Here is a 17,554-nt window from a genome sequence, read left to right as displayed (position 1 = left end):
GGAAGTCCACCGTCGCGGCAGGCCATGATGACGTACGCGAGATCATCGTGGTCTGCAATTGCAGATGACTAGTGTTGGCGATGTTTTGGAGGTGCTCTCTGCAAAACGCGCCGAAGCTGTGAAGATCGGCGCGTTTCGATACACTTATTGAGAGCTCAAAGACCGGGATCCATACCATCGTCGAGCGGTGGCGGTGCTTCGATGGCAACTGACACACCAGCTGCGCGCAGGATGATCGCGACTTCGTTGGCGCGCCGCATGAACTCCTCGCGATCCTTCGACGTGAGTGAAAGATCTCGATTCAGTCCGTTGGCAAGAACATCGCGCTTCAGAACGAAATGCCCTTCGACGGGTTCTTCAGCCTTCGCGTTGACGCCCGTTGCAATTCCGCCCGCCACAGTAGACCCGGTGACGGAATCGACGAGCAGCAGCGTGCCCGTCGCCGGTGTCTCCGTGAATACGTCGATAGCAATCGGCCTGCCGACGGAAATTTTCGCGATCGCGATATCGTTCGCAGCGCAACTCCGCGACGGACGGGATGCCATTGTCTCGAGATCGAGCAAAGCCTTGATCTCGATATTCGAGACGGTGACGAGATCCGTCGCGGTGCGGAGAAGATATCCGGCGGACGGATTGAAGGCATCTTCCGACAGCCAGACGAAGCGCGCGTCGATCGTCTGCGCCGCAACCGGTGCATTCTCAACCAACGAGAGCACCGCACCGCGAGAAATATCGAGGTCGACGTCGAGCTGCAATGTTACGGCTTGACCGGCACTGGCCAACTGGAGATCGCCGTCCATCGTCGCGATGCGAATAACTTTGCCACGCGCGTTGCTGACGACGTCCGTAACCGCGTCACCGATTTTGACGGAACCTGAGGAAACCGTACCGGCGAGCCCACGAAAATCTTGCCCATCGCGCAGAACCATCTGCACCGGAAAGCGGAAGACGGAACCCGCTTCGCTCGCGCGGCTCGGCACCTTTCCGAGATGTTCGATGAGCGTCGGCCCGCTGTACCAATCGATGTTCTTCGACGCCGTCGTGACGTTATCGCCGAACACTGCGGAGAGAGGAATAGCGGTCGCGTCCCAGAAGTTGAACTTCCAGCACAGCGTCTTGAAATCCTCTTCGATCTTGCGGAACACGTCTTCAGACCAACCGACAAGATCCATCTTATTGACGGCAAGAACCACGTGCTTGACGCCGACGAGATCAAGAATGGCTGCATGCCGCTTCGTCTGCTTCTTCACGCCGGAGCGCGCATCGACAAGAACGATCGCGACATCCGCGTGGGATGCGCCAGACGCCATGTTGCGCGTGTACTGTTCGTGGCCTGGTGAATCGATGATCACAAAACGGCGCGCGTCGGTATCGAAATACTTCCACGCGATATCGATCGTGATGCCCTGTTCGCGTTCGGCTACGAGGCCATCGAGCAGCATCGAATAGTCGGGAAGGTCCGTTCCCGCAGCTTTGCGCCCGGAACGACGCACGCTCTCACGCTGGTCTTCGTAAAGATCGGACGCATCCCAAAGAAGCCGTCCGATCAGCGTCGATTTTCCGTCATCGACCGAGCCGCACGTTAGAAGATGCGTAATACCTTGAAGCTCGCGGACAAGACCGGGAACGGCAGGAGGCGTTGTCTCCAATGGCGCAACTGTGCGTGTCGCGCGCTTCGCAGTCGCCAAAGTGTGCACAGTCATCAGAAATAGCCTTCCTGCTTTTTCTTTTCCATCGCGCCAACTTGATCGTGATCGATCAGGCGGCCTTCGCGCTCAGAGGTCTGCGCGTTGAGTGTTTCTGCAACAACGTCATCGATTGTTTCCGCGTCGGAATAGACCGCGGCCGTCAGCGGGTAACACCCGAGCGTGCGAAAGCGGATCTTCCGCATTTCGACTTTCTCGCCCTCGCGCGGCTGGAGACGCTCGTCGTCCTGCATCAGGATCTGACCGTCGCGCACGATCGTCGGACGCTCGGCTGCGAAATACAGCGGCACGACTTCAAGCTTCTCGCGCAGGATGTAGCGCCAGACGTCTTTTTCCGTCCAATTCGACATCGGGAAGATACGAACTGTTTCGCCGGTGCCGAGACGCCCGTTGAGCAGATCCCACATTTCCGGACGCTGCCGTCGCGGATCCCAGCGATGCCCAGCGGCGCGGAATGAAAATACGCGCTCCTTGGCGCGGCTCGCTTCCTCGTCACGCCGTGCGCCGCCGAATGCAGCGTCAAAGCCATACTTGTCGAGCGCCTGCTTCAAAGCCTGCGTTTTCAAAACGTCGGTGTGAATGGACGGCGCATGGTCGATCGGGTTGATGCCGCGCTTGATGCCGTCGTGATTGGTGTAAACGATAAGATCCAGGCCAAGCTCTTTCGCCTGCCGGTCGCGAAACGCGATCATGTCCCGGAACTTCCAGGTCGTATCGACGTGCAGCAAGGGAAACGGGACCGGCTGCGGATAAAATGCTTTGCGCGCGAGATGCAGCAAAACAGTGGAGTCCTTGCCGATCGAATACAGCATGACCGGCAAACGGAACTGCGCCGCAGCTTCCCGGAAGATGTGAATGCTCTCTGCTTCGAGCATATCGAGATGAGATGGCGAAACCGTCATGCTGCGCGGTCCTTCGGTTCAAATCCTGGATCGTCGGATTGCGTGTGGAGACCGCATTCCTTTCCGTTTTGGCTTTCCCACCACCACCGTCCCGCTCGGATGTCTTCGCCCGGTTTGATGGCGCGCGTGCACGGTTGGCAGCCTATGGAGGGGAAGCCCTGAGCATGCAGCGCGTTGATCGGAATGGCGTTGGCGGCGACGTAGTTTTCAAGCTGCTCCAAGCTCCAGTCGGCGATGGGGTTCAGCTTGATGAGTTTCTGAGCCGCGTCGTAGCTCGCGAACGGAACGTGAGAACGTCCCTGTGATTGATCGCGCCGCAAACCCGTAACCCAGCCAGAAACGCCTTTCAGTGCCCGGTTGAGCGGACGTACTTTGCGAATTTCGCAGCACGCTTTTCGCGCTTCGACCGAATATCGGAAGCCGTTGATACCGTCGTTCGCGACAAGCTCTTCGACTTCGGCTGCATCCGGAAACATCACGCGGATCTTGAGTCCGTATTTGCCTTCGGTCTCGAAAAGAGTGTCGAGCGTCTCGGGGAAGTGCCGCCCGGTGTCGAGCGTGAAGATGTCGATCTTGGCGCCGGTTTTCGCGATGGCGTGCGTAATGGCCTGATCCTCGATGCCAAGGCTGGACGAGAAGGCGACCGGGCCCTCGATCGCCGCACGGATGGCCAGCACGCGGTCCTCAAGCGAACTCAGACCCTGAAGCGCAGCATCGAGGCGCGAAGCACGGGCTTGCTGCGCTGCGGTATGCTCATCCGTCTGCGATCCGCTGTGGGTCGGAGAAACGGCCTCGAACAATGTCATGGCGACCTCCCAATGCCAGCATACATAAGGGCAAAACATTCTCATGAGAAGCCTTATAACCAAACAAGAATAGGATATTATTTCAATAATACAGACGTATGAGTATTGTTAATCTACGGAAGTTCGCAATGGTCAACGCGCTCGCAAATGCGAAATGTGAGGCGGAATTGGCTTAGAAACGAGGCTCGGCGAAAAACTATTCTTCCTGCAGTGTCCGGAAACGCGGAGGCTGCAGCAAAAGGCCGCCCGTAGGCGGCCTAAGTGCGAGACAAATTTGGGGACGCTTAGTCGTCGTCAGTCTTCGAAGCGGCGGGCATCGAACCCCAGAAGATCCCACGATGCCATCATGTGATCCGGCAACGGCGCAGTGACGTCGATGGTCTGCCCGGTCTTCGGATGTGGGATCACGAGACGGCGTGCGTGCAAATGCAACTTGTTCTCGATGTTCTCCGCCGGCAAGTTGACGTCGCCCTCGTATTTATTGTCGCCGACGATGGGATGCCCAATCAGATGCATGTGGGCGCGCAACTGATGCTGCCGTCCCGTCACGGGCTTCAACGACACCCACGCCGCCTTGTGCGCAACGCGATCGACGACGGAGTAATGCGTCGTCGCGTGCATCGCCTGCGCCTGTTCTCCGGGCCGTGATTTGCGCACGCGGTCGCCGTCGGGGCCTGAGGCCTTAACCAGCGCGGCCTCGATCTTCCCCTGAGGCGGCTTCGGCACGCCGCGAACGAGTGCCCAGTAGGTCTTTGCAGCCGAACGCGATTGAAACGTCTTGCCTAGACGGCCAGCCGCATCGCGGGTCTTCGCGACCAGTAGGACTCCGGACGTATCCCGGTCGAGACGATGGACGAGGCGCGGGCGCTCGCCGCCGAACCGATCGGCCATGCCTTCCAGCATTCCGTCGATGTGCCTCTTGGTACCCGTGCCGCCTTGGACAGCCAAGCCGAATGGCTTGTTGAGCACGAGCACGTACTCATCCTCGTAGAGGATCATTTTCTCGATCGCGTCGCGGTCGCCCTTGGAAACGCCAAGTGGCGCGCGGCCATCGAGCTTCGGCTTTTTCGGCTCGCGAATAACGGCGGGAACGCGGATTTCGGCGCCAGCGATCAGACGGTCGTTGGCCTGCGCGCGCTTGGAATCGATCCGCACCTGGCCCGAGCGCAGCAGCTTTTGCAGATACGTATAGCCGACCTCGGGGAAATGAACGCGGAACCAGCGATCGAGCCGCATGTCCGTTTCAGAGTCGCTCACCCGAATGGTTTCGACTTTGCTTGCAGTTGTCGTCACGCCAGCAGTCCTCGTGCAATCCAAAGCCCTGCGAACACAGCGAGAATGCTGAGTACGACCGACGCCAAGACATAACCGAACGCTTGAACCAGATCGCCCCGTTCGTAAAGCGTCGCGAACTCAAGCGAAAACGCCGAGAACGTCGTGTAACCGCCAAGGATGCCGGTCACGAGAAAAGTTCGCAGCTCGTTGGACGCATTATAGCGCAGCGCGAGTACCTCGATCAGGACGCCGATCAGGAATGAACCCGAGATATTGATCACCAGGGTCGCCCAGGGAAAATTGACCAACCCCTGATGCATGAACGCTCGACCGATGAGATGGCGTAATCCGGCGCCGATGGCACCGCCGCTTGAAGCGAGCAGCAGCAGCTTCATGTTCGTGTCCTTCGATAGACGCTGGGAAGCTATAGCGGCACACCTATGGCTGAGGAAGCCGCTGCAATGCCCCAGTCCCGCGTCGCATTCGAGAGAAAAGCTCGACAAAATCGTGCGGCATTAACCACTTGGGATACACGGCTCGCGGCATCCCGTCGAGAAGCTGACAAATTCATGGCGGAGGTTGTGGCATGTAACGCGTAACCTGGAGTTCGCCGATGTCCGACAATCGTGGCGTATTGATCCTCGGCGAAGGTGCCGTCCTCAAAGGCGAGGTCAAAGACGGACGCCGGGTCGAGGTCTGGGGCTACATCGAAGGCGGCGTCAACGCATCCGAGGTCATCGTCCAGGAAGGCGGTAAGGTCTTCGGGCAGGTGAATTCCGATACCGCGGAAATTCGCGGCACGGTGCAGGGTGACGTTCGCGTGCAGCAGTTGATCGCGCTCAAGCGTACAGGCAGCGCTTCAGGTAAAATCCGCTACGGCCGTCTGTCGATGGAAGAGGGGAGCGAACTGTCCGCTCATGTCCGCAACATCCCGCCAACGCTCGCAGGCGATCTTGACCTGACCGTCGACAAGGGCAGATCGGTCCGCATCACGCTCGCCGATCTGAATGCCGTCGATCCCGACGATAAACCGGAAGATCTGAAGTTCGAAGTTTCGAACGCCGCCGGTGGCTCCGTCGTACTCGGCGCCGCGCCCAGCCAGCACGTCACGACGTTCACGCAGGCCGATCTTGCGGGAGGACAAGTGTTTTTTGCGCATGACGGCACAGACAGCGAAAAAGCAGCGTTCGATGTTCTGGTGACGGACGCGTCGGGCGCGAGTTCCGGACCGGCAAAAACCGTGAACGTCGCCGTTCGGATTTAGCTCTACGCAGGCGCTAGCCGTCGCCCCGAGAGTTTACGCACATAAGGGGGCAGCGTGAGCGAACGTTACGTCGTGCTGTCCGGGTGCTCAGGTGGCGGAAAGTCATCGATCCTCGCAGAACTTCGGCGGCGCGGATACGCAGTGGTCGAAGAGCCGGGCAGGCGGATCATCCAGTCAGAAATGGCGAGCGGAAGCCAGGCCCTCCCTTGGGTTGATATCGCGGCATTCGCACGCCGTGCGATCGAAACGTCGCTTGCGGATCGGGTCGCGGCTGCGGCGTCAGCGGGGTGGGTGTTTTTTGATCGAGGATTGATCGACGCTGCCGTCGCGTTGGAACACGCAACCGGGGAACCCGCGATCGAACGATATGGGCGACCGCACCGCTATCATCATACGGTGTTCTTTACGCCGCCTTGGCCCGAAATCTACGCTTCGGACCCGGAGCGGCGGCACGGCTTAGACGACGCGCTCGGCGAGTATCGGCGGCTCGAACATGCCTATCCGGCGCTGGGATATCGCCTCGCCGTGCTTCCGAAAGTCGGCGTTGCCGCGCGGGCAGACGCCGTTCTGGCAGCGCTCGAAGTAAACGCCGCCTGACCTATCCGGCGAGCAACCGGTATCCGATAGGACAATTGGCCTTTCTAAGCATTTGGAGCGGCAGGCGCGGGCCTCTATATACTGGCGCAATGGCCAATCTGTTCGAAGCCGCAGGACTGGAAAAGAGCGCGCCACGCCCGCTCGCCGATCGCCTGCGCCCAAAATCGCTGCCCGAAGTTGCCGGGCAGGATCACATCGTCGGACCCGACGGAACGCTGACGCGTATGCTCAAGACCGGGCGCATCCCAAGCCTCGTTCTCTGGGGCCCGCCCGGTTCCGGCAAGACGACAATCGCGCGCTTGCTCGCGGGCGAAACCAATCTCGCGTTTGAGCAACTCTCGGCAATCTTCTCCGGCGTCGCGGAATTGCGTAAGGCGTTCGACCGCGCCAAGGCGCATCGCGAGCAGGGCAAAGGCACGCTGCTTTTCATCGACGAAATTCATCGCTTCAATCGTTCGCAGCAGGATTCATTCCTGCCACACATGGAAGACGGCACCATCACGCTCGTCGGCGCGACGACAGAAAATCCGTCGTTCGAACTCAACGCCGCTCTTCTGTCACGCGCCACGGTGCTGACGCTCAACCGTCTGGATGATGCAACTCTCGAGACGCTTCTGAAGAGATCGGAAACCGAAGTAAGCCGGCAGCTTCCATTGGACGACGGCGCACGCGAGGCGCTCAAGGGTATGGCCGATGGCGACGGCCGCGCCATTCTCAATCTCGCAGAAGACGTCTTCGCTGGTGTTGCGCCGGGTTCAAAGCCGCTTGATCGGGAAGCGCTCGTCAAGCTCGTGCAGCGCCGCGCGCCGCTCTACGACAAGTCGCGCGAAGGGCATTACAATCTGATATCGGCCTTGCATAAGGCCGTGCGCGGTTCTGATCCCGATGCCGCGCTCTACTATCTTTGCCGCATGCTCGATGGCGGCGAGGATCGCCTGTTCATCGCTCGCCGGCTTGTTCGCATGGCGATCGAAGACATTGGCCTCGCCGATCCCCAAGCGCTCGTTATCGCCAACGCCGCCAAGGACGCTTACGATTTTCTGGGTTCGCCGGAAGGCGAACTGGCGCTGAGCGAAGCGACGATCTACATGGCCACCGCGCCGAAATCGAATGCCAATTACGTGGCGTATAAAGCAGCCATGCGCTCGGCCAAGGATCTGGGTTCCGTATCGCCTCCGAAAACAATCCTCAACGCGCCAACCAAGTTGATGGAGGATGAGGGGTACGGCTCGGACTATCTCTACGATCACGATCAACCCGAAGCGTTTTCGGGCCAGAACTATTTTCCGGATGCCTTCAAGAAGCGTCCGAAATTCTACGACCCACCGGAACGTGGCTTCGAGCGGGAAGTCAGAAAGCGGTTGGACTATTGGGCGAAGCTTAGGAGCGAGCGAAACGCGAAGTAAAATCCTGCAACCCCGGAGCGCGCCATGGCGCAAGCATTGAGTCCGATACTGCATTCCGTAGCAATTGCCGATCTACGGCCAACGCAAATGACGGTTGGCATGCATGAAGTTCGCCGCAAACAAAAGGAATGGCGCACCCTCGCTGACGGCAAACGAGCCGAGTTCCTCGGTCGGCATATGGTGCCGATTGTTCGCGGGCCGAAAGATCGCGCCTATATCATCGATCATCATCATCTTGCCCGCGCTTTGCACGAAGAAGGTGTGAAAGACATTCTCATTTCCGCCGTCGCAGATCTGCGCAAGCTCGACAAGGATGCCTTCTGGACGTTCCTCGACAATCGGGGCTGGATGCACCCGTTCGACGATAATGGGAAACGCCAGACGCGCAACGAGCTTCCGAAAACAGTCGCGGATCTTGATGACGATCCCTATCGCAGCCTTGCCGGAGAACTGCGCTTTGCAGGCGGCTTCGCGAAGGACACGGCACCTTTCAGCGAGTTCCTCTGGGCCGATGCGTTGCGCCGCCGAGTTCCACGCAAGATTGCCGAAAATGATTTCGACGAAGGTCTGCGTCTGGCGCTTGAATTTGCCAAAAGTGCAGACGCTTCGTTCTTACCCGGCTGGTGCGGACCGCACGCGCACGATTGATCGGCGTCGCGAACTTTAATCGTCAAGCATGCGTGTAACGATCTCGTGGCAATCGCGAGAGAGCGGGGAGGAGCCTGCCACGTGGTGCAAGGCGGCCTTCGCCAGTGCGCGCCTCTTGGGCTCGAGCGACCGGAAACTGCGGAACGCGCCAAGCATTCTCGCCGCCACCTGAGGATTGAGCCGGTCGATCTCCAGCACCATGTCGGCGAGAAAACGATAGCCCGCGCCGTCAGGCCGGTTGAATTGCACCGGATTGGCCATCGCGAACGTGCCGATCAGCGCTCGCACTTTGTTTGGTGTCGTCAGCCTGAAGAGTGGATCTCGCGTAAGCGCTTTGACCTCATCGAGCGTTTCAGAACGCGGGGACTGGGCCTGGGCGGCAAACCACAGATCGATCACAAGATGATCGCCCTTCCAGCGATCGTGGAAATCGCGAAGCACGGTCTCACGCTCGGGCGCGTCGACGCCTGAAATCAAAACGAGCGCATGGGCTGAGTCCGTCATGTTCGACGCGCGCTTGTAATGCGCGGCGACACGCGCGTAATCCTCCGGTCCATCGCACGTCGTCAACAATGTAAGAGCCGCGTTGCGAAGGGCGCGCCGCCCCGCACTTTTTGCATCCGGCGAAAACGTCTTGCTGCGCGACTTACGATCATAGATTTCGACGAGGTCGTCTTTCAGCGCTTCGGCAATTGCGCGCGAAAAACTCCGGTGCGCGGTGAAGATGGCAGAATGATCGACTTTCGATGACTTCTCGCGCGCCACGTCGGCGATTCCCGGAAGCTTCAGCAACTCGGCTTTATAGGCGTCGTCCAAGCGGTCATCGAAAAGCGCGCTTCTGATCGCCGTCGCGAATTTCGCCGCCTTTGCGCCAAGGACGGCTTTCGGCCGCTTAGCTTCGATGAGTGCGAGAATGCTGCGCGTTGCGTACTGATTGCCAGCTTGCCAGCGATTGAAAAGATCGCTGTCGTGAAGCATCAGAAACGCCAGATCGCCGTCGGACAGCGAGATATTGATGTTAACGGGTGCCGAGAATCCGCGCAGGAGAGAAGGCACCGGCCGCGACGTGACACCGGAGAACTTGAACGTATTCGTCCGCTCCGTAACAGCGAGAACGCCGTCGCGAATTTCTCGGCCCTCGGTGACTTTAACGTCCATCTCCTTGCCGTTCTCGCCCAGCAGCGCCATCGCGAGCGGAATGAACTGCGGTTGCTTCTTCTGCTTTCCGGGAGACGCCTTCAGCGTTTGATGCACGGTGAGCTCGGCCGATTTCCGCCGCTTGTCGTAAGTGAGATCGCAGACCAGCTCCGGCGTACCCGATTGCGTGTACCAGCGCATGAACTGCGAGAAGTCAGTCCCGCTCGCGTCAGCAAAACACGCGACGAAATCTTCGATCGTCACCGCCTGTCCGTCGTGCCGTTCGAAATAAAGATCCATCCCCGCGCGGAATGTCTTGTCGCCCAGAATGGTCTTGATCATGCGCACGATTTCCGCGCCCTTCTCATAGACCGTCGGCGTGTAGAAGTTGTTGATCTCGATATAGCTGTCGGGGCGAACGGGATGCGCAAGCGGCCCGCCGTCTTCCGGAAATTGCAGCGACTTCAATTGGCGTACGTCCGAGATCCGCTGCACCGTGCGGCTGCGTTCTTCAGCCGAGAATTCCTGATCGCGAAAAACGGTCAACCCTTCCTTCAGGCACAACTGGAACCAATCGCGGCACGTGATGCGGTTGCCCGTCCAATTGTGAAAGTATTCATGCGCGACGACGCTTTCGATCGCTTCATAGTTGGCGTCAGTCGCGGTCTCGGGCGAGGCAAGCACTAAGCGATCGTTGAAGATATTGAGGCCTTTGTTCTCCATCGCGCCCATGTTGAAATCAGACACGGCGACAATGTTGAAAACGTCGAGATCGTATTCGCAGCCGAAGCGTTTCTCATCCCACCGCATCGACCGCTTGAGCGAATCCATCGCCCAATGCGCGCGCTCTTCCTTTCCGTGCTCGACATAGATGCGCAAATCCACATCTCGACCCGACGCGGTCTTGAACGTCGATGCGACGGAGCCGAGATCGCCACCGACAATGGCGAACAGATACGAAGGCTTAGGATGCGGGTCATGCCAGATCGCATAGTGGCGTTTACGTTTCGCAAGCGTGCCGCGTTCGACCGGATTGCCATTTGCCAGCAACACAGGTGCCGCATCGACGTCTGCTTCAAGCCGCACCGTAAAGCGCGCGAGCACGTCCGGCCGGTCACTGAAATAGGTAATGCGGCGGAAGCCCTGCGCCTCGCATTGCGAGCAATAGACGCCGCGCGAAAGATAAATGCCCTGCAGCGCCGTGTTTGCCTGCGGATTGACGTACGTCACCGTTTCGAGAGTAAACGGCTCTTGCGGCGGGGAAGGGATCGTCAGGCTCGTATCATCAACGCGATAGGCTGGCTTTTTGAGTTGCCGCCCATCAAGCGCGATGCTTTCGAGTTCCATAAGCTCACCGTCGAGCTTCAGCGGAACCTTGCCGACTGTTTTGAGAGCAGGGTTGCGAACGATCGATAGTTTCGCAGCCACCCGCGTCCGTGTCGGATCGAGCGCGATGTCGAGTTCGACGGTTTCGATCAGGTACTCGGGCGGCTGATAGTCAGCCAACAGGATTGTTTGAGGGCCTTCAGCTTCCATGGGTGTCGCAATGCCGGAGGTTGTCCCTGAAGGATCCAGGGATCGAATGGGTTGGTATACTCTCTCGCTTGAGCCGTCGCCAGCGGAGCAAAGTTCTAGGCCGGCTACCCGAGACGGCGGCGGAACTCGTCGTAACCGAATGACCGGATCACCTCATATTCCTGATTCTCCTTCAGGATTGCGAGATCGGGTAACGGCACACCGTTGAAGGTGTTATTTTTTACAAACGAGTACTGCATCATGTCGCGGAAGATCAGCCGATCGCCCGCCTTCAGCGGCGCATCGAACGAATACTCGCCGATGATGTCGCCGGTCATGCACGTTTTACCGCCGAGAATGTAACTGTGCGCCTTCTCTCCCGGCGCACCCGCGCCGACAATAAGCGGCGTATAGGGCACTTCCAGAACGTCCGGCATATGCGTCGAGGCCGAAGCGTCGAGGATGGCGATGTTCTTCTCGTTGTGATGCACGGCGAGAACGCTTCCGACGAGATACCCGGTATCGACAACAAGGCCGCCACCCGGCTCCAGGATGACGTCCACGTTGAACGCGCGCCGGAATGCCTGTATGGCGGCGATGAGCTTGCGGATGTCATAGCCCGGCTTGTTGAGGAAGTGACCGCCGCCGAAGTTCACGGCCTTTACCCGGCCAATGTAGTCACCGAACTCGCGCGCCACGTGCTCGATGAGCCCAACGGAACCCGCATCACCTGACTCGCACAAAGCGTGCGTGTGAAGAATATCGACATCGTCCCAAGGCACTTGGTCCAGCGTGTCGGGCGTCGCGCCGAAACGCGAGAAGGGCGCGCACGGATCATAGAGCGAGCCGCCGACGGTAGCGTTCGAGTATCCGGGATTGATGCGAATGCCGATCTCGACATCCGGATGCCGCTTCAGAACGTCGAGGTGGGCGATGATCTGTTCGGGCGAATTGAAATAGATGTGTCCGGCAAGTTCCGTCAGTCGTTCCACTTCGCCCGGAGCATAAGCGGGCGAGTAAACGTGAACGTCCTTGCCGAACGTTTCCTTGCCAAGACGCGCCTCGTATTCACCGCTCGCCGTCGTTCCATCGAGCACGTCGCGCATGAGCGGAAACGCGGCCGGAAGCGCGAACGCCTTCGTCGCCAACAGCACCTTGCAGCCGGTCTCAGCCTTGATCGTGGAGACATGCGCAAGATTGCGCTTGAGCGCAGCCGCATCGAGCACGTAGGCGGGCGTTGCGATGGACTGTGCCCAATCGAAGGTCGAGGCATGAATCTTTGAGGACGTCGACAATCAGATCACCGAAGAAGCGAGAGCCAAAGACGTTAGTGCGCCACGCGCACTTGCCCGGCAGTTGTTCCGGGCCACGAGTAGATAAAAGTGAGATACGCGAGCGCAATATAGATCGCGCCGAAGGATGCCGCTCCGAGGCACGCAGAAGCTTCAAAAAGCGACAAGCCGTAGAGCCAGGATGGGCGAACATCGCCGAAGTTTGCGATTCCGCTCGCAGGGTTCACGATCGTCGCCCACGCCCGGTTCGTTCCAAGCAGAAGCTCATTCAGCCCGGCCGTCAGCGCGCCCATGAACGCAAGACCGAACGAGAGCAGCCCGAACGCCAAAAGCCGAAGCGAAATCGGAGCTTCGCGCAGAAACAGCCAAAGCCCCGCGATATACGCCGAGATCATTCCAAAACTCACCGACACGACCGAGATGACTAGCCCAGTCAGTTCGTTGCGGAGTGAAAAGATCTCGGCTTCGCTCATCAGGTCTCGACCGCGAACAGCTTCTTCTGGTCGTGCTTCTCGATTTCCTTGACGTGCCAGGGCAGGCCCTGCTTGCCAAGTTCTTCGAGATACGGCTGCGGCGGAAGCTGCTCGACGTTGAAGACGCCTTCACCCTTCCAAAGACCTTTGAACAGCATGATCGCGCCGGTAACTGCTGGAACGCCGGTCGTGTAGGAAACGGCCTGAGCGCCGACTTCCTTGTTCGTCTCAGCGTGATCCGTAACGTTCCAGATCATGTAGCGCTTCTTCTTGCCCTTGCGCTCGCCCTTGATCACGACGCCGATCGACGTCTTGCCTGTGTAATTTTCAGCAAGCGAAGAGGGCTCCGGCAGCAGCGATTTGAGGAACTCCATCGGAATGATGGGCGTGCCTTTGTGCATGACCGGATCGATCCGCGTCATGCCGACATTTTCGAGCACTTCGAGGTGCTTGATGTAGTTATCCGAGAAGGTCATCCAGAAGCGGATTTGCTTCAGGCCCTTGATGTTCTCGACCAGGCTTTCCTCTTCCTCGTGGTAGATGAGGTACGACTTGACCGGCCCGACTTCCGGATAGTCGATCATCGTCGAGATGGAGAGCGGATCGATCTCGATCCATTCGCCGTTCTTCCAGTATTTGCCGCGCTGGGTCACTTCCCGGAGATTGATCTCGGGATTGAAGTTCGTCGCGAACGCCTTGCCATGGCTGCCGGCGTTGCAATCGATAATGTCGATGGTGTGGATCTCGTCGAACAGTTCCTCCTGCGCGTAGGCGCAGAAAATGTTCGTCACGCCGGGATCGAAGCCGCAGCCGAGCACGGCCATCAGGCCCTTCTCTTTGTACTTCTCGTGGTAGGGCCACTGGTATTTGTAGGTAAACTTCGCTTCGTCGCGCGGCTCATAGTTCGCCGTGTCCATGTAGTGCACGCCCGCTTCCAGGCACGCGTCCATGATCGGCAGATCCTGATAAGGGAGCGCCATGTTGATGACGAGGTCAGGCTTGACCTTCTTTATGAGCTCCACCGTTTCCGCAACGTTGTCGGCATCGACTTGAGAAATGTCGATCGGCGTCTCGCACTCCGCCTGCACTTTTTTGCAGCTTTCGAGGCGACGCGAAGCGAGATGAATCTTTTTGAAGACATCGCGGTTCATCGCGCATTTTTTTGCAACGACCGAACCCGCTGCACCGGCCCCGATGATGAGTACGTTTTCCAAGACTGCTCCAAGAAAATGAAAATGAATTGCGGACATCCGGCACGGCCGGCGCGACAAGCGATTTCTCACGCTGGGAGCGGGAGATAGGACACGCGACCGCTTAATTCAACACTATTTCAAATCGCCGCGCGAGTGCGATCTAGCAAACGGCTCCCGAGGGCCGAATTGAGACATTTATGACAGTTTTATTGCGGTAATTCGCCGGCGCCGCCGCTACGGGTCGCTTCGACACGCGAAGGCGCTCTTTCTCTCGAAGGCGCCTTCGCCGCAGTTAACGCGGATCGACCGTTTACGACTGGCTGGGCGTCGAATGCCCGCTCAGCTCCGTGCCCATGGAATCTTCCGCCTGGACTTCCATCACATCCGATGGGTTGCCCTGATACGTGAAACGGAAATTGGGATCTTCACTGAGCGAAATGCCGCCCTCGACTGCAAAAACCAGCTTCCCACCGGTCTTCACCGAAATCTTCGACAAGAAGCGCGGCGGTGGGTAGCCATGCGTTACAGGATCCATCGCCATGCCCGACGTATTGGGATGACGGATCATCACCTGCGCTTCGGTGAGGGCTGGATCCGCAGGATCTTTCAGCGTCGTCTTGATGAGCATCTTGCCGAGCGACTTTGCAGCCTCTTCCGCGTCCTTGCTTGCGGGAGCCGAACAGCCGCCGGATGCCTTCACGAAATTGGTCGTCATGAAGAGGCTGCCATCGTTCTTCTCTGCGATGGCGCGAACGTCAGAGTACTGATCGACGCGAATGCGCGTGGAGAGCACGCGATCGGCAGAACCCGCTGCTTCGCCGTAGGTGAAAGTGGCGGCGAGCGGAGCAGGGTTCTTGTCGATGATGATGGTGAGAGATTTGACGTCCTTCGCGAAGTCCGCGGGCAGCCGGACGCTGATCGGCACCACAGCGCCGTCTTCTGCACGGATCGGCGTTTCGAGCGCGATCTTGCCGGTGCCGTCCTCGATCTGACGCGTGCCGTACATGTCCTTGCGGATGCTGTCCCAAGTCTCGCTGCGGTCATCGGCGGCCGCTGCGAAAACGGCACCTGCCGTGAAGACGGCGGCGAGGGATCCGAGAATCAAAGGCTTTATTGCAGCGCTGCGCATCGCATTCCTCTTGGTTGCCGCTCGAAACTGAGAACGTCCGAGCCCGGAAAAGTTCCCGGGATACTACAACAATATGGTGTCGCGGTCATCTTCAACAGAGGGCCGCGCCAAGCCAATCCGCTGTCTTTCTGCTCGACCGTTAACCGCCGAAAAATTCAGGAGAAATTGGCTTAACGTGCCGATTGGGCTCGTTGAGCGGCCTCTGGCTGCAATCGCCGCCCGGCCGCCAGCAGGTTTCGCAGCATCGAGACGACTCTCCGGGCAGGCCCTTTGCCGCCGCATTGGATACTGATCCGTGCACCTTCGAACAGAAGAAAAACCTCGTCAGCCAGACGCTCTGGCTCCGCATATCGCGCGGCTTTGAAAACCTTGACGATATTCGCGCGTTTGCGCCGCTTGTAGGTCTCGATGAGCGCTTTGGCGGGATGTTCCGAGTCGAGTTCGACAGCGGCATTGGCAAGCGCGCAACCGCGCTCGTACTTATTCGTCAGCACATCTTCGATATAATCAACCCAGCCATTAAGCTGGAGATCGGGATTTCCTTTGTGTTCCGAGAGGATACGCTCCCAGATATCGTCACCTTCTTTCGCCAGGAGTTCGATGTAGGCGACGATAAGGTCGTCCTTTGACTTGAAATGCCGATAAAGCGTCATTTTATTCGTAAGCGCCGCCTCCGCGATGGCGTCCACACCAACTTGATGCAGGCCAATTCGGTAAAATAAATCGCGGGAGGCGATCAAAATGCGCTCTCGAGGTGGCAGCGATGCAAAGTCCGCCGGCATTGCTCTGCGCGAATGGGAGGTCTGCGTTGTGCTCATGGTCCTTGACGAGAAAGTTACCGGTCGGTAACTAGGTGGTACCGATCGGTACCCAATAGCACGATTGCCTGAGATTTGTCATTCGTGTTTTTGCAGCTTCGCTTATGCACCCCCGTGCACGAATAGAATAATCCTTATACGGCCAATTGCGAATAACGTTACGCGATACGGCGCAAGACGGAGATATTGTAGACCGTGAGACGAGTTCCATTAGCTGCGTCATTGATCTTGCTGCTACTGGGCCTCTCGGCCTGCAGTGAGGATAAATCGAACGCACAAACGGCCGCCGCTCCCCCCGCTCCGGCCGTTACCGTTGCCAAGCCCGTAAAGAAGCTTGTGTCTGACTACGACGAATACGTCGGCCGATTCGTTGCGGTCGATTTCGTTGAAGTGCGCGCTCGTGTTTCTGGCTACCTGGATAAAATCCGCTTCAAGGACGGTCAGATGGTGAAGGCGGGTGACCCGCTGTTCACGATTGATCGCCGTCCGTTCCAGGCGTCACTCAATCAGGCGAATGCCGCAGTCGAGCAGGCGGAAGCCAATCTGGCGTTCGCAGAAGCCGACTTGAAACGCGGCGAAAGCCTCGTGCGCGGCACGACCATTACGCAGCAAACGCTCGATCAGCGCGTGCAGAGTAAGCGCGTGGCCGAAGCCAACGTGACGGCGCAAAAGGCTGCGACCGAACAGGCAGATCTTGACCTCCAGTTCACAGAGCTGACCGCGCCTGTCTCCGGCCGCATCGGTGATCGGCGTGTGTCCATCGGCAATCTGGTGACTGGCGGCAGCGCTGGCTCCACGACGCTGCTCGCGACAATCGTTTCCGTCGATCCCATCCGCTTCGAGTTCACGATGGATGAGGCCTCTTATCTCCGCTATCTGCGTGCCGCGTCTGCCGGTTCCGCAAACAGTGTGGACCGCGGTATGTCGATTCCGACAAAGCTGAAGCTGATCGATGAGAACGACTTCGCGCACGAAGGACGAATTGATTTCGTCGACAACGTAATCGATCGTTCGACCGGAACGATCCGTGCCCGCGCTGAATTCAGCAACCCCACCGGCAAGTTCACGCCGGGCATGTTTGGCCGCATTCGGATCAGCGCCTCGGCTCCCGCGCAGGCACTTCTCGTGCCCGACGCCGCCATCGGCACAGAGCAGGTTCGCAAGTTCGTCTACGCTGTTGGCGACGATAACGTCGCGACGCCGAAGTACGTCACGCTTGGACCGACCGTTGATGGCCTTCGCGTCATTACCGCCGGTCTTGATCCCAATGACACCGTCATCGTCAACGGCCTGATGCGTGTGAAGCCGGGAGCGAAAGTTGCGCCCCAGCAGGCTTCCGCCGAGGCGACGACCGCCAAAGACCAGACGGTCCGCACCAACTGATCGGCGAATC

At 58.7% G+C, this 17,554-nt stretch carries 16 protein-coding genes; 5 read left to right on the top strand and 11 right to left on the bottom strand.

The genetic code is table 11. The features are described 5' to 3' along the window. Positions 1 to 155 precede the first annotated feature (155 nt). From DLM45_RS01935 to crcB, 5 genes are all read right to left on the bottom strand, one after another. Positions 156 to 1,703, bottom strand: a complete 1,548-nt coding sequence (locus DLM45_RS01935) for a GTP-binding protein (RefSeq protein ID WP_181335314.1) — start codon at positions 1,701 to 1,703, stop codon at positions 156 to 158. Further along, a complete protein-coding gene (gene cysD / locus DLM45_RS01930; protein WP_181335313.1) occupies positions 1,703 to 2,608 on the bottom strand; it encodes a sulfate adenylyltransferase subunit CysD in 906 nt (301 codons plus the stop codon). Before cysD ends, DLM45_RS01935 begins: the two co-directional genes overlap by 1 nt. Continuing rightward, on the bottom strand, positions 2,605 to 3,414 hold the full coding sequence (locus tag DLM45_RS01925; protein WP_181335312.1) for a phosphoadenylyl-sulfate reductase: 810 nt from the start codon (positions 3,412 to 3,414) through the stop codon (positions 2,605 to 2,607). Before DLM45_RS01925 ends, cysD begins: the two co-directional genes overlap by 4 nt. A gap of 294 nt (positions 3,415 to 3,708) precedes the next feature. Further along, entirely contained in the window at positions 3,709 to 4,707 is a 999-nt protein-coding gene (locus tag DLM45_RS01920) for an RluA family pseudouridine synthase (protein WP_343062230.1), read from the bottom strand. After that, positions 4,704 to 5,084, bottom strand: coding sequence for a fluoride efflux transporter CrcB (crcB, locus tag DLM45_RS01915; RefSeq protein ID WP_181335311.1), 381 nt, complete (start codon positions 5,082 to 5,084; stop codon positions 4,704 to 4,706). The genes DLM45_RS01920 and crcB overlap by 4 nt, the downstream gene beginning before the upstream one ends. 218 nt (positions 5,085 to 5,302) lie before the next feature. Here crcB and DLM45_RS01910 point away from each other — a divergent pair, with 218 nt between their 5' ends. From DLM45_RS01910 to DLM45_RS01895, 4 genes are all read left to right on the top strand, one after another. Further along, positions 5,303 to 5,953 carry a polymer-forming cytoskeletal protein gene (locus DLM45_RS01910; protein WP_181335310.1) on the top strand — a complete coding sequence of 217 codons (651 nt, stop codon included), beginning with the start codon at positions 5,303 to 5,305 and terminating at the stop codon, positions 5,951 to 5,953. A gap of 54 nt (positions 5,954 to 6,007) precedes the next feature. After that, positions 6,008 to 6,550 carry an AAA family ATPase gene (locus tag DLM45_RS01905; protein ID WP_181335309.1) on the top strand — a complete coding sequence of 181 codons (543 nt, stop codon included), beginning with the start codon at positions 6,008 to 6,010 and terminating at the stop codon, positions 6,548 to 6,550. 89 nt (positions 6,551 to 6,639) lie between these two features. After that, complete coding sequence (locus DLM45_RS01900) at positions 6,640 to 7,956, top strand: replication-associated recombination protein A (RefSeq protein WP_181335308.1); 1,317 nt, start codon at positions 6,640 to 6,642, stop codon at positions 7,954 to 7,956. Between the two features lie 24 nt (positions 7,957 to 7,980). Continuing rightward, positions 7,981 to 8,604 carry a ParB-like protein gene (locus DLM45_RS01895; protein WP_181335307.1) on the top strand — a complete coding sequence of 208 codons (624 nt, stop codon included), beginning with the start codon at positions 7,981 to 7,983 and terminating at the stop codon, positions 8,602 to 8,604. 15 nt (positions 8,605 to 8,619) lie between these two features. On the opposite strand, the gene pepN is transcribed toward DLM45_RS01895, so the two are convergent. From pepN to DLM45_RS01865, 6 genes are all read right to left on the bottom strand, one after another. Further along, positions 8,620 to 11,277, bottom strand: coding sequence for an aminopeptidase N (pepN, locus tag DLM45_RS01890; RefSeq protein WP_181335306.1), 2,658 nt, complete (start codon positions 11,275 to 11,277; stop codon positions 8,620 to 8,622). A 104-nt stretch (positions 11,278 to 11,381) separates the two neighbouring features. After that, complete coding sequence (gene nspC, locus DLM45_RS01885) at positions 11,382 to 12,551, bottom strand: carboxynorspermidine decarboxylase (RefSeq protein ID WP_181335305.1); 1,170 nt, start codon at positions 12,549 to 12,551, stop codon at positions 11,382 to 11,384. 32 nt (positions 12,552 to 12,583) lie between these two features. Further along, on the bottom strand, positions 12,584 to 13,021 hold the full coding sequence (locus DLM45_RS01880; RefSeq protein ID WP_181335304.1) for a hypothetical protein: 438 nt from the start codon (positions 13,019 to 13,021) through the stop codon (positions 12,584 to 12,586). Further along, entirely contained in the window at positions 13,021 to 14,235 is a 1,215-nt protein-coding gene (locus DLM45_RS01875; RefSeq protein WP_181335303.1) for a saccharopine dehydrogenase family protein, read from the bottom strand. Before DLM45_RS01875 ends, DLM45_RS01880 begins: the two co-directional genes overlap by 1 nt. Positions 14,236 to 14,524: 289 nt before the next feature. Beyond that, positions 14,525 to 15,343, bottom strand: coding sequence for a quinoprotein dehydrogenase-associated SoxYZ-like carrier (locus DLM45_RS01870; protein WP_181335302.1), 819 nt, complete (start codon positions 15,341 to 15,343; stop codon positions 14,525 to 14,527). A 170-nt stretch (positions 15,344 to 15,513) separates the two neighbouring features. Next, positions 15,514 to 16,083: a TetR/AcrR family transcriptional regulator gene (locus DLM45_RS01865; RefSeq protein WP_246317114.1), complete on the bottom strand. Its 570-nt coding sequence runs from the start codon at positions 16,081 to 16,083 to the stop codon at positions 15,514 to 15,516. Positions 16,084 to 16,356: 273 nt separating this feature from the next. Between DLM45_RS01865 and DLM45_RS01860 the strand changes: the two genes are divergently transcribed. After that, entirely contained in the window at positions 16,357 to 17,544 is a 1,188-nt protein-coding gene (locus DLM45_RS01860) for an efflux RND transporter periplasmic adaptor subunit (protein ID WP_343062229.1), read from the top strand. The last annotated feature ends 10 nt before the right edge of the window (positions 17,545 to 17,554 follow it).

Source organism: Hyphomicrobium methylovorum (assembly GCF_013626205.1).
In the GTDB taxonomy this organism is placed as follows: domain Bacteria; phylum Pseudomonadota; class Alphaproteobacteria; order Rhizobiales; family Hyphomicrobiaceae; genus Hyphomicrobium_B; species Hyphomicrobium_B methylovorum.
The sequence above is the reverse complement of the archived record's forward strand: the minus strand, read 5'-3'. Positions and strand labels throughout refer to the sequence as shown.

Bases quoted from the DNA above. Each gene is read 5' to 3' on its own strand.
- DLM45_RS01935 (WP_181335314.1), bottom strand. From the start codon at position 1,703: ATGACTGTGCACACTTTGGCGACTGCGAAGCGCGCGACACGCACAGTT.
- cysD (WP_181335313.1), bottom strand. From the start codon at position 2,608: ATGACGGTTTCGCCATCTCATCTCGATATGCTCGAAGCAGAGAGCATT.
- DLM45_RS01925 (WP_181335312.1), bottom strand. From the start codon at position 3,414: ATGACATTGTTCGAGGCCGTTTCTCCGACCCACAGCGGATCGCAGACG.
- crcB (WP_181335311.1), bottom strand. From the start codon at position 5,084: ATGAAGCTGCTGCTGCTCGCTTCAAGCGGCGGTGCCATCGGCGCCGGA.
- DLM45_RS01910 (WP_181335310.1), top strand. From the start codon at position 5,303: ATGTCCGACAATCGTGGCGTATTGATCCTCGGCGAAGGTGCCGTCCTC.
- DLM45_RS01900 (WP_181335308.1), top strand. From the start codon at position 6,640: ATGGCCAATCTGTTCGAAGCCGCAGGACTGGAAAAGAGCGCGCCACGC.
- DLM45_RS01895 (WP_181335307.1), top strand. From the start codon at position 7,981: ATGGCGCAAGCATTGAGTCCGATACTGCATTCCGTAGCAATTGCCGAT.
- pepN (WP_181335306.1), bottom strand. From the start codon at position 11,277: ATGGAAGCTGAAGGCCCTCAAACAATCCTGTTGGCTGACTATCAGCCG.
- DLM45_RS01880 (WP_181335304.1), bottom strand. From the start codon at position 13,021: ATGAGCGAAGCCGAGATCTTTTCACTCCGCAACGAACTGACTGGGCTA.
- DLM45_RS01870 (WP_181335302.1), bottom strand. From the start codon at position 15,343: ATGCGCAGCGCTGCAATAAAGCCTTTGATTCTCGGATCCCTCGCCGCC.